The following is a 14,776-nucleotide window of genomic DNA, read 5'->3' on the forward strand; positions in this document are numbered from 1 at the left end:
CCATGTCGCGTCCTCCCTGTCAACCCCCTGCGCCCGTCTTGGCGTCCCGTCGGCGACCCCGTATAACTCAGAGAAGGGGAAACCAGAGCAAGGAATGGGATGACCGCACACACAGCTGAGATACCTCGGCTCGCCGGCGGTCCGGTCGAGACCGGGCGCGCGCAGTCGGGTGACTTCACCGCGCCCTGCGCGCCCGGGCTCGGCCACGGGCTCTGGGTCATGATCGAGCCGGGACTCTGGGTCGGCAACGCCGGTGGCAGCTACATCGGCATGGTCGAGCGCTCGCCGCACGGCTTCGTGGCCAGCGACGGACGCGGCACGTTCGCCGGGCACTTCGCTCTGCTCGCCGACGCGAAGGCCGCACTCGCGCGTCGCTTCGGAGGCGCCGACGCCCCGCGCTGCACCGAGCCGGTCGCCACCGGCCACGACGGGCGGCCGCCGGCGTGAACGAGCGACCTCCGCACGACCTGCCGGCCAGCACGTACCGTCTGCAGATCTCGGCGGACTTCACCCTGCATGACGCATTGCGCGTTCTTCCGTACCTGCAACGCCTCGGCGTGGACTGGGTCTACCTCTCGCCGCTGCTCGAGGCGCAGCCCGGATCGGCGCACGGCTACGACGTGATCGACCACTCCCGCGTCGACCCGGCGCGGGGCGGCCCCGAGGCGCTGGCCGCTCTGGCCGATGCCGCGCACGCCCTCGGCATGGGCATCCTGGTCGACATCGTGCCGAATCACATGGGGATCGAGACGCCACGACGCAACGCGTGGTGGTGGGACGTGCTGACGCACGGACGGGCATCCGGATTCGCGGACTACTTCGACATCGACTGGGCCGCGGGCGGCGACCGGGTGCGTCTCCCCGTGCTCGGTGACGGGGCCGACGAACTGGATGCGCTGCGGATCGACGAGGGCGAACTCGCCTACTACGACCACCGCTTCCCGATCGCGGAGGGTACCGGCGACGGCAGTCCGCGCGAGGTCCACGACCGCCAGCACTACGAGCTCGTCTCGTGGCGGCGCGCCGACCACGAACTCAACTACCGGCGCTTCTTCGCGGTGAACAGCCTGTCAGGCCTGCGCGTGGAGAGGCCGGAGGTGTTCGACGCGTCGCACGCCGAGATCGGCCGCTGGCTCGCCGACGACCTGGCCGACGGGCTGCGGGTCGATCATCCGGACGGCCTCGCCGACCCCGGCGCGTACCTGCGGCGGCTCGCCGACCTGGCCGACGGACGCCCGGTGTGGGTCGAGAAGATCCTCGAGGGCGAGGAGCGGATGCCCGCCGAATGGCCGGTCGCCGGCACCACCGGCTACGAGGTGCTCGCCGACATCGACCGGGTGTTCGTCGACCCGCGTGGTGAGGATCCGCTCACGCTGCTGGCGATCGACCTGGACGACCGGTTCGAGTCCGGCGACTGGGATGTTCTGGTGCGGCGCCGCAAGCGCGCGGTGGCCGACGGCATCCTGAACTCCGAGATTCGGCGGTTGGCCCGCGAGGTCGCCGGCGAAGCGGGCGACGACGCGGGCGACGACACAGCCGGCGGCGCCGAGGACCCGGACGTCGTCGATGCCCTGGCCGAGCTCGCGTCGGCGCTGCCGGTCTACCGCTCGTACCTCCCGTATGGCGCCGAGCACCTGGATCACGCCGCTCGCGCGGCCGCCGAGTCCCGCCCCGACCTCGCCGAGACCATCGCCGCGCTGGCCGTCACGCTCGCCGACCCCGCGCATCCGGCCGCCGTGCGCTTCCAGCAGACGTCCGGGATGATCATGGCGAAGGGCGTCGAGGACAACGCGTACTACCGCTACACCCGCCTCACCTCCCTCACCGAGGTCGGCGCCGATCCCGCGCAGTTCGCGCTCGCGCCGTCCGCGTTCCATGCCCGCCAGGCCGACCGGATGGCTCGGCTCCCCCACACGATGACCACTCTGACCACGCACGACACGAAGCGCAGCGAAGACACCCGCGCGCGCATCGCCGTGCTCGCCGAGGTGCCCTCCAGCTGGGAACGGTTCATCGCGGACGTCCGCGGTCGCGTCTCGGTCGGCGACGGTTCGCTGGAGAACCTGGTCTGGCAGGCGGTGGTCGGTGCCTGGCCGGCGTCGCGTGAGCGTCTGCACGAGTACGCACTGAAGGCGGCCCGCGAGGCGGGCGCGTCGACCGCGTGGACCGACGGCGACGAGCAGTTCGAGGCCGCGCTGCTCAGCCTCGTCGACGCCGCCTTCGACGACCCCGCCGTGAGCGCGGAGGTCGCAGACTTCGTGGCGGCGGTCCAATCCCCGGGTGCCTCGAACGGGCTCGGCGCCAAACTGCTGCAGCTGCTCTCCCCTGGCGTGCCGGATGTCTACCAGGGCTCCGAGCGCTGGGAGCGCTCGCTCGTCGACCCCGACAACCGGCGCCCCGTCGACTTCGAGGCGGCGAGCGAACTGCTCGAGCGCCTCGACACCGGATGGCTGCCGCCGGTCGACGAGTCGGGCGCGGCGAAACTCCTGGTCACGTCGCGGGCGTTGAGGGTGCGCCGCGAGCATCCGGAGCTGTTGACGGACTACCGGCCGGTCGAGGCGACCGGCGAGCGCGCCGAGCATCTGATCGGCTTCGACAGGGGCGGCGCGATCGCGCTCGCCACCCGGCTTCCGGTGACCCTGGAGGTCGCAGGCAGCTGGGGCGACACGGCGATCGACCTCGGCGAGCGCGAACTCGTGGACGAGTTCACCGGCAGGCGGTACTCCGGCGGGACCGCCGTGGCCGAGCTGTTCGCGGTGTATCCGGTCGCGCTGCTGGTGACGCGATGAGCGGCGACTTTCCCGTGTCGGCGTTTCCCGTGTGGGCGCCGAACGCTACGACCGTGAGCCTGGTCGCCGAGGGCTCCGAGCGTCCGCTCGTCGCGCAACCCGGCGGCTGGTGGGCGCTGCCCGACGGCGAGAGTCCGGCATCCGATCAGGAGGCGGTCGACTACGGCTACCTCGTCGACGGCGCCGGGCCGTACCCCGACCCGCGCTCGCTCCGGCAACCGGACGGGGTGCACGCCCTGAGCCGCACCTGGAGCCCCGACGACTTCGCCTGGAGCGACTCCGCGTGGCCTGGTCGCAGCCTGACGGGCGCGGTCATCTACGAACTGCACATCGGCACCTTCACGCCGGAGGGCACGCTCGACGCCGCCATCGAGCGGTTGCCGCACCTCTCCGCGCTCGGCGTCGAAGCCGTCGAACTGCTGCCGGTGAACGCGTTCAACGGCACGCACGGCTGGGGCTACGACGGCGTGCTCTGGTACGCCGTGCACGAACCGTACGGCGGGCCGGATGCGTACCAGCGCTTCGTCGACGCCTGTCACTCCCGCGGTCTCGCGGTCATCCAGGATGTCGTGTACAACCACCTCGGCCCGAGCGGGAACTACCTCCCGGTCTACGGGCCCTACCTCAGCGAAGCGGCGGCCGGGCCGTGGGGCGATGCGGTGAATCTCGACGGTGCGCAGTCCGACGAGGTGCGCCGCTACATCCTCGACAACGCCCTGTTCTGGCTCCGCGACATGCACGTGGACGGCCTGCGCCTCGACGCCGTGCACGCCCTGCATGACAGCCGGGCTCTGCCGTTGCTCGAAGAACTGTCGGCGGAGGTCTCCCAGCTCGCCGACGAGACCGGACGTCCCGCGACCCTGATCGCCGAGAGCGACCTCAACGATCCGAAACTGATCCGGCCGCGCGCCGAGCACGGGTTCGGGCTCGACGCGCAGTGGGACGACGATGTGCACCACGCCCTGCACGTCAACCTCACGGGGGAGACGACCGGCTACTACGCCGACTTCGAGGGTCTCGACTCGCTCGCGAAGGTGTTCGAGCACGGCTGGTTCCACGACGGCACCTGGTCGAGCTTCCGGGAGCGCCACCACGGGCGCCCGCTCGATGCCGGCACGGCGTTCACCCGGCTCGTCGCGTTCTCGCAGGACCACGACCAGATCGGCAACCGGGCGACCGGCGACCGTCTCACCGCCACGCTCGACCCCGGCGGTCTCGCGGTCGCGGCGGCCAACACGCTGCTCGGGCCGTTCACCCCGATGCTCTTCATGGGCGAGGAGTGGGGAGCGACCACGCCGTGGCAGTTCTTCACGTCGCATCCGGAACCGGAGCTCGGCGAAGCGACGGCGCGCGGACGGATCGCCGAGTTCGCCAGGATGGGCTGGGACCCCGAGCTCGTGCCCGACCCCCAAGACCCGGCCACGTTCGAGCGCTCACGCCTCGACTGGCGCGAGCTCGAGCATCCGGAGCACGCCAAGCTGCTCGCTCTCTACCGCGACCTCATCGCACTCCGGTCGACGGTGGATGCGGCGGAGCCGGCCACCGACGTCGTGGCGGATGCGGCATCCGGGCTGTTCACGTTCCGTCGCGGCGGCCTGCTGGTCGTCGCCGGGTTCGGCAGCGGACACCGCGAGCTGCGGGTGACGGAGAGCGAGTTCTGCGTCGCGTTCGGCTCGATCGGCTTCGAGGGCGGCACCCTGATGCTCAACGGGACCGGCGTCGCCGTGCTGCGCTGACGCGCGCTCACGCGCCCGCGCTCGCGCGCCCACGCGCAACCCCGCAGATCGAGTCGGGGATTAAGCACGCCCCTGGACGAATATGCGTGCTTAATCCCCGACTCGATCGAAGGCGTGGATGAGGCGGCCGGCGGCTCGACGGAACTCGCGACAATGTGGGATGCGACACCCGCCTCGACTCCCCTCCGAGCTCTCCGTGAAGGGCTTCCGCTTCGCCGACGCGCGCGACGTCGGCGTGGCCCGCAGGCGCCTCTACGACGACGACCTGCAGCGCCCCTTCCATGGCGCGCGCACGCTCGGCATCGACCTGTCGGATCACATCGCGCTGTGCCGGGCCGCGTCCGCAGTGCTGCCGTCCGCCTCGTACTTCAGCCACCGCAGCGCGGCCGTGCTCCACACGATGCCGCTCCGCTTGTCGAGCCGGCCGGAGATCGTCGAGGTCAGCGTGTTCGAGCCTGCGCATCCGCCGCAACTGCGCGGGATACGCGCACATCGGCTCAGCGTCTCCGGCCAGCGGGTGTCGCAGGCGCACGGGCTCCCGGTGATCGCACCGGCGGACACGTGGGCTCAGCTCGGCGCCGCCCTCTCCGTCGAGGATCTGGTGGCCGTCGGGGACTTTCTCATCACCGGAGAGGAGCCGTACTCGGGACGACCTCCGAAGGAGTCTCGTGAGTCGCTCGTCGCGGCGGCCGATCGCCACGGAGCGCGCCGAGGGGTTCGCCGGCTGCGCGAGGCGCTGGAGAAGATCCGCTACGGATCGATGTCACCGCAGGAGAGCAGGCTGCGACTGACCCTCGAGGCCGCCGAACTCCCCTCGCCGGAGCTCAACCATCCGGTCTTCGACAGCAGCGGCGCGTTGCTCGCGCTCATCGACCTCGCGTATCCCGATCGCGGCGTCGCCATCGAGTACCTCGGCGATCATCACCGCACGAGCCGCGATGTCTACCGCAAGGACATCGCTCGACGGGAGATGCTCGTCGATCGCGGCTGGTTCGTGATCTTCGTCACCGCCGCCGATGCGCCGTCCGACGTCGTCGGTCGCGTCCGGCGGGCCCTCCTTCGATCGAGTCGGGGATAAGTATCGCGAAATCGTCGTAGGACGTGATTAATCCCCGACTCGCGCCCCCGGGAAAGACCGGGGGTCAGTCGATGAGGGGTGGGTCGGTGACGGTGACGGGGACGCCGAGCTCCCGATCGTCGTCGTCCCGCTGCAGCCGCACCGCGAAGGCCGGATCGGCGCCGAGGCCGTCGAAGGCGTCGGGCGGGAAGGCGGCCGTGAGCACGCGCTCCGAGATGCGCTCGGTCCCGACGCTCACCACCGTGCGGTCCTCGTCGTCGGCCACGAACAGCTCGGAGGGCTGCGGGTGGTTGAGCGTCACCCCGACCAGACGCGTCGACCCATCGCGCGACGTCGCCTCGACCGTGATGGTCGCGCCCGACTCGTGCGGCAGCTCGCCGGAAAGATGGAAATGCACCCACACGTTGTCGACGCGGTGCACGACCTCGACGCTGTCGACCAGGATGTCCTCGCCCGTCATGCCGTCTCCGCTCGTCGTCAGGTGCCGGATGCCCAACCCAGTGTCCAGTGCCGTGCATCCACTGTTCCGTCGGTGCGCGTCGCGCTCCCGCACCTCAGCCGTAACCGAGTCTCCACCCGATGTCAACGGCTGGTCACCCGGCCCACTCGCTCGTTAGCCTTGCTAAGCACGAAGGACGAGGACTAGGTGATGACGGCAGCGGTGTACCAGACGGATGGCGGAGCATGGACGGTCGAGAAAGGCGCTGACGGCATCTACCGCGTCGACGCCGGCAACGGCATCCGGGGCTACATCGAGCAGGTCGGCAGCGTGTGGGTGACGCTGAAGGGACCGCGCCTCGACCGGTCCGTCGAGGTCGGCCAGTCGCGCACCCTCGAGTCCGCCGCGTCGCTTCTCCGGCCGCCGTGCTGAGCCGCAGCACGTCCTTCCCGTACCCGCTCGGCGTCACCCTCGTGGAGGGCGGGGCCAATGTCGCGATCTACAGCGAGCGCGCGGACAGCATCGAGGTCAGTGTCTTCGCCGACGACGGCACCGAGACGCGTACGCCGCTGCTCAGCCGCACCGGGCACGTCTTCCACGGGCTGGTCGAGGGCATGGGCCCCGGCGCCCGCTACGGGCTGCGCGTCGACGGTCCGTGGGATCCGGATGAGGGCCTGCGCTTCAACGTGAACAAGGTGCTGCTCGACCCGCACGCCACCGCGGTGAGCGGCGCGTACGACTGGGGTCAGGCCGTCTTCGGTCACGACCTCGACGAACCGACCATCCGCGACGACACGGATGGCGCCGGCCACGTGATGCTCGGCGTCGTCACCGATCCGGGCACCTTCGACTGGGGCGACGACCGCGCACCGCGCACGCGCCTCTCCGAGACGATCATCTACGAGACGCACGTCAAGGGCTTCACGATGCGGCATCCGGGGGTGCCGGAGGAGTTGCGCGGCACCTACGCCGGGCTCGCGCATCCGGCCGCGATCGAGAGCCTCACCTCGCTCGGAGTGACGGCCGTCGAGCTGATGCCCGTGCACCAGTTCGCTCAGGATTCGCACCTCGAGGAGAAGGGGCTGCGCAACTACTGGGGCTACAACACGCTCGGCTTCTTCGCACCGCACAGCGAGTACTCCTCGGCCGGGGATCTCGGCGGTCAGGTCGACGAGTTCAAGAACCTCGTGAAGTCCCTGCACGCGGCCGGCATCGAGGTCATCCTCGACGTCGTCTACAACCACACGGCCGAGGGCAACGACCTCGGGCCGACGCTGTCGCTCAAGGGCATCGACAACGAGTCGTACTACCGGCTCGTCGAAGACGACAAGGCCCACTACTTCGACACGACCGGCACCGGCAACAGTGTGAACGTGAGCCACCCGGCGGCCCTCGGGCTGATCATGGACTCGCTCCGCTACTGGGTGACCGAGATGCACGTCGACGGATTCCGGTTCGACCTGGCGACGACCCTCACCCGCCAGGGCGGCGACGCGAGCCTGCACAGCGCGTTCCTCACGCTGATCCAGCAGGACCCGACACTCGCACCGGTGAAGTTGATCGCCGAGCCGTGGGACACGGCCGGCTACCAGGTCGGCGGCTTCCCTGCCGACTGGTCGGAGTGGAACGGGAAGTTCCGCGACGACGTGCGCGACTTCTGGCGCGGGACCGAGGGGATGCTCGCGACGCTCTCGCAGCGCGTCCTCGGCAGCCCCGACGTCTACGAGGAGTCCCGCCGCTCGCCGCTGTCGAGCGTCAACTTCGTCACAGCGCACGACGGCTTCACCCTCGCCGATCTCACGAGCTACGACGAGAAGCACAACGACGCGAACGGCGAAGACAACGCGGACGGCGAGTCGGACAACCGCTCCAGCAACAACGGCGCCGAGGGCCCGACCGACGACCCCGAGATCCTCGCCCGCCGCACGCGGCAGCGCAAGAACTTCCTGGCGACGCTGCTTCTCTCGGCCGGCGTTCCGATGATCCTCGGCGGCGACGAGATGGGCCGCACGCAGCAGGGCAACAACAACGCCTACGCGCAGGACAACGAGATCTCCTGGTTCGACTGGGACGCCGCCGACAGCGAGCTGCGGTCGTTCACCGAGACGCTCATCCGGTTGCGCCGCGCTGAGCCCGCTCTGCGCCCGGACTGGTACCGGCACTCCCCTGAGGTGGGCGGACCGCTGACGGTGCAGATCGTGCGCGCCGACGGCGCCGACTTCGAGGACGACGACTGGGACGACCCCGACGCCAAGGCGATCACCTTCGTGCTGATGCACGAGGGCAGCGACGCCTTCGCCCTGCTGCTCAACGCTGCGGATAACGGGGTGGACTTCACGCTGCCGGATGCCCCGCTCGGGCCCTGGGCGCTGGAGCTGTCGAGCGATCCCGAGCTTGCCCTCGGCGATTCGGCTGCGCTGACGCTCGCCGGCTCGTCGTTCGCGCTGCTGCGCTCGGCGCACTGAGGGCCGTCCGGCCCGCTTGATATGGTCGGGTGTGCTCACGCCCGAAGCTGACATCCCTGTCGACGCCGCGCTCGTCGCCGCACTCATCGCTGCCCAGCATCCGGATCTCGCGGGCCCGCTGAAGCTGGTCGCCGACGGCTGGGACAACGTGATCTACCGGCTCGGCGACGACCTCGCGGTGCGCGTTCCGCGCCGGACGGTCGCGGCGCAGCTCATCGCGAACGAGCAGGCGTGGCTGCCGGCGTTGGCCGGCCGGCTGCCTGTCGCGGTGCCGGTTCCGGTGCGCGTCGGAGCGCCGAGCGACGCGTTTCCGTGGGCCTGGAGCATCGTCCGCTGGCTCGACGGGGTCGACGGCGCCGACGTGTCGGGCGCTCAGCGGGATCCCCTCGCGGAGCCGCTCGCAGAGTTCGTGGCGGCACTGCACATCCCGGCGCCGGTCGGTTCGTCGGCGACCGACCTGCTGCCGGTGCCCGTTCCGCACAATCCGGTGCGCGGGGTGCCACTCGCGACGCGCGAGGAACCGGTGCGCGAACGGATCGGCAGGCTCGCCGACCGGCACGACGTCGCGCCGCTCGTCGCCGTGTGGGAGCGCGCGGTCGCCGCGCCGCTCTGGGACGGCCCGCCGATCTGGCTGCACGGCGACCTGCACCCGGGCAACCTGCTGCTGAGCAGTGCGGAGCCCCGCCGCCTCGCCGCCGTGATCGACTTCGGCGACCTGACCGCCGGCGATCCGGCCACCGACCTGGCGACCGCCTGGCTGACCTTCGAACCGGATGCGCGAGCGCGGTTCCGCACGCGGCTCCAGCAGCTCGCACCCATCGACGACGACACGTGGACGCGCGCCGCGGGCTGGGCGGTCTCGATGGGGACGGCGCTGGCCGCCCACTCGGACGACAACCCCCGGATGGCCGCACTCGGCCGTCACGCACTCACCCAGCTGGCGCACCCCGCCTGACCCGCCCTGCCCCCGACCCGCTTTTCGTTGAAGGGTGGCAAACTCAGGTAAACACGCCGTACGAGCCTGCGTTTGCCACCCCTCAACGCAAGGTCAGGCGGCGAAGAGGGCGGCGGCGACCGCGGGTGCGGCGGCGCGGCCGACGGCGAAGCCCGCCTCGGCCGACGGGCGCCGCGTGTCCGGATCGAGCGGGTTGGCGCCGAACGCCGCGACGGACGCCTCGTCCGCGTAGACGACCGTGACGGGCGCCGGAGCGACCGCCTCGAGCTCCGCCTCCGGGAACTGGCCGAAACCGACAGCGCCCGGGACGACCGGAGCAATCACGAGCACCCAGTCGGAGCCGGCCGCCAGGTCGGTGTTCGCGAGGGAGCGCATCCCGCCGTCGATGTAGCGCCTTTCGCCGATCGTGACGGGCGGCCACACGCCGGGCACGGCGCAGCTCGCTGCGACGGCCGACGCGAGCGAGACATCCGAGTCGGCGTCGAACACCCTCAGCTCGCCGCTCTCGGCGTCGATCGCGGTGATGCGCAGCTGCCGCTCCGGCCAGTCCTCGTGCGGGAGCCGGGCTTCGATGGACACCATCCGCTCGTCCTCGCTGACGGTGTCGGTGTCGAGCGCGAGCTGACCCATGCGCCGGCGGATGTCCTCGGGACCGGCATCCGGATCGGCGATCGCCATGAACCGCTCCATGAGTGCGGCCAGGTCGACCTTGGGATCGAACTCCGCCGTCTCGTCCGCCAGCTGCGCCGCGTACAGTTCGCTGACAGGGGCGCCGCTGGCGAGCTGCGTCGCGACGGCCGACCCGGCGGACGTGCCGATGAATCCCACCTCCGGAGCGAGGAGGCGTTCCGCGAGCTCGGGGTCCGCATCCGCGAGGCCGGCCACGACGCCGAGTTCCCACGCGATGCCCGCCACTCCGCCACCGGCGAAGACGATCGTTCCATTGGTCATGGAGCACACGCTACCCCCGGAGGGTAGCGCGACCTCGCAGGTGACGCCCCCGAAATTCGGGCGGCGGCCTCACGCCAGCAGGTGCGCCACCGGCTCGCAGTTCTCCCGGATGCTCTGAGCCGGGATGATCGGCTGCAGCCGGTGGTTGAGGTAGACCACGATGCTCTGCAGGCCCTCGTCTTCGGTGTCGAGCACGTAGGCGCCGTAGAACCAGTCAGACCCGAACAGGGTCAGCGCCCAGCCGAGCAGCTGGCACGGCGTCGGCCCGTCCGCGTTCGCCAGCGCGTAGAGCTGCACCGCGACCGTCGGGATCGGACCCCGCAGGTGCCTCAGACTCATGGCCGACGCGCTCGCGCCCGGGCACGGGACGAACGACGACGCGCGCAGATCGACGACCTCGGCGAGCCTCGAGGTGTCGTGCAGCTTGTCGATCACCCGCTCCCGTAAGGCGTCGTGCACGGCATCCGGATCGCGCGGGCAGTCCCGCGCCATCCGTTCTGCGGCGTCCTCGATCAGCGCACCGCCGATCAGTCCGCCACCGCTGCCGGAGCCGGCACGGCCGAGTTCGTCGATCGTCATGGGTCCTCCTCGCTCAGGTGCCCCTCGATCCATACTTCTACACGCTGTAGAAATTCGGAAATCGAAATGCGGCAGCCGAGCCGCGGGGCCCAGTAGACGAACGAAGAGCCGCACCGGACATGGTCCGATACGGCTCTTGCGCGGATGCTCGCGGAAGCGGCGGCTGTTACGCCCCGGCCTGCGCGAGATCGGTGATCAGCTGGTCGCCGGGGATCGCGGGCACGAACTCGGCCTCGATCTCGGCGCGGCCCAGCAGGTCGCTCATGCGGCGCTGGCGCTGACGCGGGATCAGCGTGACGACCGTGCCCTGCTTGCCGGCGCGGCCCGTACGGCCCGAGCGGTGCAGATAGGTCTTGTACTCATCCGGAGCGTCGGCCTGGATGACCAGGTCGATGTCGTCGACGTGGATGCCACGGGCGGCGACGTCGGTGGCCACCAGCACGTTCACGCGACCGCTGGTCAGCTGCGCCAGGTTGCGCGTGCGGCGCGACTGGTTGAGGTCGCCGTGGAGGCTGACGGCCGGGATGCCGGCGTCGTCGAGCTGGTCGGCGAGCATCTCGGCGAAGGCGCGGGTGCGGGCGAAGACCAGGGTCTTGCCCTCGCGGTCGGCGAGCTGCTCGATGATGGCACCCTTGTCGCGGTGCTCGACCACGAGCACGCGGTGGTCGATCGTCGACGAGGCCTGGTCTTCACCGGCGACCTCGTGAACGGACGGCTCGGGGAGGAACTCCTTGACGAGCTGGGCGACACCCTTGTCGAGAGTGGCCGAGAAGAGCAGCTTCTGGCCGCCGTCGGCGGTCTCGCGCAGGATGCGCTGCACCGGCTCGAGGAAGCCCAGGTCGCACATGTGGTCGGCCTCGTCGAGGACGGTGATGACGACCTCGCTGAGGTCGAGGCGACCCTGCTCGATGAGGTCCTCGATGCGTCCGGGGGTGCCGATCACGATGTCGACACCGCGCTGGAGCGCGCCGACCTGGCGGGCCTGGGGCACGCCTCCGTAGATCTGGGTGGTGAAGAGGCCGACGCTGCGGGCGATCGGCTGAACGGTGCGGTCGATCTGCAGCGCGAGCTCGCGGGTCGGCGCCAGGATGAGGGCGCGCGGCTTGCGGCCCATCTGACGCTTTCCGCCGGCCTTGCCCTGCTCCGCCCAGATCGTCATCAGACGCTCGACCAGCGGAGCGCCGAAGGCGATCGTCTTGCCCGAGCCGGTGCGGCCGCGACCGAGCACGTCCTTGCCGGCGAGCACATCCGGGATGGTCGCAGCCTGGATCGGGAACGGGGTCGCAGCACCGAGCTCGGCGAGGGCGCGGGAGATGTTGCCGCCGATGCCGAGGTCGCCGAAGGTCACGCCGTCGACGTCGGCCGCCTGGATGGCTTCGGCCTCGAGGCGCTCGAGCACGACGTCGTCGTGCGCGGTGAACGCCGGCTTCTCTTCGCGGCTCGGGTAGAACTTCGAGTCGTAGTCGCGGCGGGGAGCGCGGTCGTTGTCGAAGTCGCGGCGCGGGGCGCGGTCGCTGCCGAAGTCCTTGCGGGGTGCGCGGTCGCCACGGTCATCGCGGCGGGGAGCGCGGTCGTCGAACGAACGCTGCGGACGGTCGGAGCCGTACTCGCGACGCGGAGCGCGGTCGCCACGGTCATCACGACGCGGTGCGCGGTCGTCGAACGAACGACGCGGACGGTCGTTGTCGAAGTCGCGACGCGGGGCGCGGTCGCCACCGAAGTCGCGCTGCGGACGGTCGGAGCCGTACTCGCGACGCGGGGCACGGTCGCCACGGTCATCGCGGCGCGGGGCCCGGTCGTTGTCGAAGTCCTTTCGCGGGGCACGGTCATCACGACGCGGGGCGCGATCGCTGTCGAACGAACGACGCGGACGGTCGTTGTCGAAGTCGCGACGCGGGGCGCGGTCACCGTCGAACGAGCGACGGGGAGCGCGGTCGTTGTCGAAGTCGCGACGGGGCGCGCGGTCGTCACGACGCGGGGCACGGTCGTCGAACGAACGACGCGGACGGTCGTTGTCGAAGTCGCGGCGCGGGGCGCGCTCGTCGGAGGAGCGGGCGCCACGGTCACTACGGTCGCTGCGCTCGCCCGTACGGCCGGCGCGCTCGTCATTGGCCGGCCAGGTACGGCGGGCGTCCTTGCCGCGGGGCTCCCAGTTCGGGCGCTCCGAGCGTCCGGCGGAGGCGCCGGTCTGGGCGTCGCGGCTGCCGTAGGTGGCGCGGCCGCGGGCGGCGCGCTCGTCGGCGTTCCAGCGCTGCTTCTTGGGCGCCTCTTCTGCGGGACGGTATCCGCGGTGGCCTGCGCTGCGGCTGCCGGCCTTCGGACCGCCCTTGCGGGCGCCGGGTGCGGAGTTGCCGTGTTTCTTGAATCCGGGCATGACTGTTTCTTCCTGGGTTGTTCTCGTGTGCATAACGGAGCGCGCGATGAGATCTCGCGCTTCGGGGAGAACCCGGGCAGTCTTTGGCCGGGGCCGTTCACATACTTGTGATCATTCGCCCGCCGATCGGCGGCGAAACCGGCCCACCTGACTTACAAACCCATCCGCACAGAAAAGCGCGGTGTCAAGAGCCGACTTATCTACGATACAGGATCGATGCTGGGAATGGTCGGTGATTTCGCCCGTGCGGCTTCGCCGGCGATCACGACCACCAGCACGATCAGCAGCGCGAGGAGCTGCCACAGCGACGCGACCGCGAGCCCGATCAGTCCGGTCGCCGCGCAGACCAGCGCAGCCAGATAGCGGATCAGTGCCGGTCCCAGGGCGAGCTCCTGCCGGTAGCGGGCGTCCCCCACCAGGTACAGCGCCACGCCGAACGCCAGCAGCCACGCACCGGCCGCCGGCGCGACGGCGAAGACGTCCCCGGTCACGAAGCGGACGCCGGCCGCCAGCAGCACCAGGCCGAGGATCATCACGTAGTGATCGAGTGCGAACGCGGTGAGCGCGAGTGTCGAGCGACGCCGACTGGACGCCTCGGTCATCCGGAGCCCTGCGCGCTCGTCGTCACCGGCGAAGTAGCACCACCACAGGGCCGCCACGATGGCGACCGACAACGAAGTAGCACCACCACAGGGCCGCCACGATGGCGACCGACAACACGGTGCCCACGATCATCTGCGCGCCGAACTCGTGATGCCCGGCACCGACGCCGACGGACACGATGGATTCGCCGAACGCGATGATCATCAGCAGTCCGTGCCGCTCGACGAAGTGCGAGGCGCCCAGATCGAACCCGGTCGGGCCGCTCGTGAACGAGGTCGAGACCATCACGACGAGCGCGACGGCGAACAGGATCCAGTCGGCTGGACCGGTCACGAAGCCGGCGATGATGAGTAGCACGGCGCCGGCCGCGTTGAACGGGATCACGCGCAGCATCGACCGCGCGGAACCCGACCGCCCCAGGGACGCGAAGAGCCCGAAGTGGATCAGCACCACCGCGAGGTAGGTGAAGCCGAACAGGATTCCCCCGTCGCCGAAGGCATCCGGGATCGCGACGGCCATGAGGAGGAACGACACCATCGCCGCGACCAGCCCGATACGCAGCACCGTACTGTCGGCCGGCGCCTGGTTGGTGAGCCAGGCGAACGCGTCGTACATCCACCACACGACCGCCAGGATGAGCGCGGCCTGACCGACGCCGCTCCACCTCGGATGCTCGACCACGATCTCCGTCACCTGCGTGATCGTGAACACGAAGACGAGGTCGAAGAGCAGTTCGACCGTCGATACCCGTTCCGCGGCCTGCGTGAGCCGATTCGCCATGACGGAAGGGTACTGGGACTGGCAAAC

Annotated in this window: 13 protein-coding genes; 7 read left to right on the top strand and 6 right to left on the bottom strand. The window is 70.5% G+C overall.

Going from position 1 to position 14,776, the window contains the following annotated elements:
• Nucleotides 1–99: 99 nt before the first annotated feature.
• The 4 genes from PKE84_RS05195 (at nt 100) to PKE84_RS05210 (ending at nt 5,603) form a co-directional block, all read left to right on the top strand.
• Nucleotides 100–447 carry a hypothetical protein gene (locus tag PKE84_RS05195; protein WP_271176153.1) on the top strand — a complete coding sequence of 116 codons (348 nt, stop codon included), beginning with the start codon at nt 100–102 and terminating at the stop codon, nt 445–447.
• Nucleotides 444–2,789, top strand: a complete 2,346-nt coding sequence (gene treY, locus PKE84_RS05200; protein WP_271176154.1) for a malto-oligosyltrehalose synthase — start codon at nt 444–446, stop codon at nt 2,787–2,789. Before PKE84_RS05195 ends, treY begins: the two co-directional genes overlap by 4 nt.
• Nucleotides 2,786–4,525: a malto-oligosyltrehalose trehalohydrolase gene (treZ, locus tag PKE84_RS05205; protein WP_271176155.1), complete on the top strand. Its 1,740-nt coding sequence runs from the start codon at nt 2,786–2,788 to the stop codon at nt 4,523–4,525. Before treY ends, treZ begins: the two co-directional genes overlap by 4 nt.
• Nucleotides 4,526–4,685: 160 nt before the next feature.
• Complete coding sequence (locus PKE84_RS05210) at nt 4,686–5,603, top strand: putative endonuclease domain-containing protein (RefSeq protein ID WP_271176156.1); 918 nt, start codon at nt 4,686–4,688, stop codon at nt 5,601–5,603.
• A gap of 64 nt (nt 5,604–5,667) precedes the next feature.
• Here PKE84_RS05210 and PKE84_RS05215 read toward each other — a convergent pair whose 3' ends face one another.
• Nucleotides 5,668–6,063 carry a hypothetical protein gene (locus PKE84_RS05215; RefSeq protein ID WP_271176157.1) on the bottom strand — a complete coding sequence of 132 codons (396 nt, stop codon included), beginning with the start codon at nt 6,061–6,063 and terminating at the stop codon, nt 5,668–5,670.
• A gap of 189 nt (nt 6,064–6,252) precedes the next feature.
• Between PKE84_RS05215 and PKE84_RS05220 the strand changes: the two genes are divergently transcribed.
• Genes PKE84_RS05220 through PKE84_RS05230 form a run of 3 tightly spaced genes read left to right on the top strand, consistent with a single transcriptional unit; the run spans nt 6,253 to nt 9,462 of the window.
• Entirely contained in the window at nt 6,253–6,474 is a 222-nt protein-coding gene (locus tag PKE84_RS05220; RefSeq protein WP_271176158.1) for a hypothetical protein, read from the top strand.
• Entirely contained in the window at nt 6,468–8,507 is a 2,040-nt protein-coding gene (glgX, locus tag PKE84_RS05225; RefSeq protein WP_373877113.1) for a glycogen debranching protein GlgX, read from the top strand. Before PKE84_RS05220 ends, glgX begins: the two co-directional genes overlap by 7 nt.
• Before the next feature lie 31 nt (nt 8,508–8,538).
• Nucleotides 8,539–9,462: an aminoglycoside phosphotransferase family protein gene (locus PKE84_RS05230; RefSeq protein ID WP_271176159.1), complete on the top strand. Its 924-nt coding sequence runs from the start codon at nt 8,539–8,541 to the stop codon at nt 9,460–9,462.
• Nucleotides 9,463–9,555: 93 nt separating this feature from the next.
• Here PKE84_RS05230 and PKE84_RS05235 read toward each other — a convergent pair whose 3' ends face one another.
• From PKE84_RS05235 to PKE84_RS05255, 5 genes are all read right to left on the bottom strand, one after another.
• Complete coding sequence (locus tag PKE84_RS05235) at nt 9,556–10,413, bottom strand: patatin-like phospholipase family protein (protein WP_271176160.1); 858 nt, start codon at nt 10,411–10,413, stop codon at nt 9,556–9,558.
• A gap of 69 nt (nt 10,414–10,482) precedes the next feature.
• The gene (locus PKE84_RS05240; RefSeq protein ID WP_271176161.1) at nt 10,483–10,992 is read right to left on the bottom strand and encodes a hypothetical protein; all 510 of its coding nucleotides are present in this window, start codon (nt 10,990–10,992) and stop codon (nt 10,483–10,485) included.
• A gap of 166 nt (nt 10,993–11,158) precedes the next feature.
• A complete protein-coding gene (locus PKE84_RS05245) occupies nt 11,159–13,366 on the bottom strand; it encodes a DEAD/DEAH box helicase (RefSeq protein WP_271176162.1) in 2,208 nt (735 codons plus the stop codon).
• A 200-nt stretch (nt 13,367–13,566) separates the two neighbouring features.
• Complete coding sequence (locus PKE84_RS05250; protein ID WP_271176163.1) at nt 13,567–14,025, bottom strand: low temperature requirement protein A; 459 nt, start codon at nt 14,023–14,025, stop codon at nt 13,567–13,569.
• Nucleotides 13,991–14,749, bottom strand: a complete 759-nt coding sequence (locus PKE84_RS05255) for a low temperature requirement protein A (protein WP_271176164.1) — start codon at nt 14,747–14,749, stop codon at nt 13,991–13,993. The genes PKE84_RS05250 and PKE84_RS05255 overlap by 35 nt, the downstream gene beginning before the upstream one ends.
• Nucleotides 14,750–14,776 lie beyond the last annotated feature (27 nt).

Origin of the sequence: Leifsonia poae (assembly GCF_027921845.1) — a bacterium.
GTDB classification, from domain to species: domain Bacteria; phylum Actinomycetota; class Actinomycetes; order Actinomycetales; family Microbacteriaceae; genus Leifsonia; species Leifsonia poae.

Bases quoted from the DNA above. Each gene is read 5' to 3' on its own strand.
- PKE84_RS05195 (WP_271176153.1), top strand. From the start codon at position 100: ATGACCGCACACACAGCTGAGATACCTCGGCTCGCCGGCGGTCCGGTC.
- treZ (WP_271176155.1), top strand. From the start codon at position 2,786: ATGAGCGGCGACTTTCCCGTGTCGGCGTTTCCCGTGTGGGCGCCGAAC.
- PKE84_RS05210 (WP_271176156.1), top strand. From the start codon at position 4,686: ATGCGACACCCGCCTCGACTCCCCTCCGAGCTCTCCGTGAAGGGCTTC.
- PKE84_RS05215 (WP_271176157.1), bottom strand. From the start codon at position 6,063: ATGACGGGCGAGGACATCCTGGTCGACAGCGTCGAGGTCGTGCACCGC.
- PKE84_RS05220 (WP_271176158.1), top strand. From the start codon at position 6,253: ATGACGGCAGCGGTGTACCAGACGGATGGCGGAGCATGGACGGTCGAG.
- PKE84_RS05235 (WP_271176160.1), bottom strand. From the start codon at position 10,413: ATGACCAATGGAACGATCGTCTTCGCCGGTGGCGGAGTGGCGGGCATC.
- PKE84_RS05240 (WP_271176161.1), bottom strand. From the start codon at position 10,992: ATGACGATCGACGAACTCGGCCGTGCCGGCTCCGGCAGCGGTGGCGGA.
- PKE84_RS05245 (WP_271176162.1), bottom strand. From the start codon at position 13,366: ATGCCCGGATTCAAGAAACACGGCAACTCCGCACCCGGCGCCCGCAAG.
- PKE84_RS05255 (WP_271176164.1), bottom strand. From the start codon at position 14,749: ATGGCGAATCGGCTCACGCAGGCCGCGGAACGGGTATCGACGGTCGAA.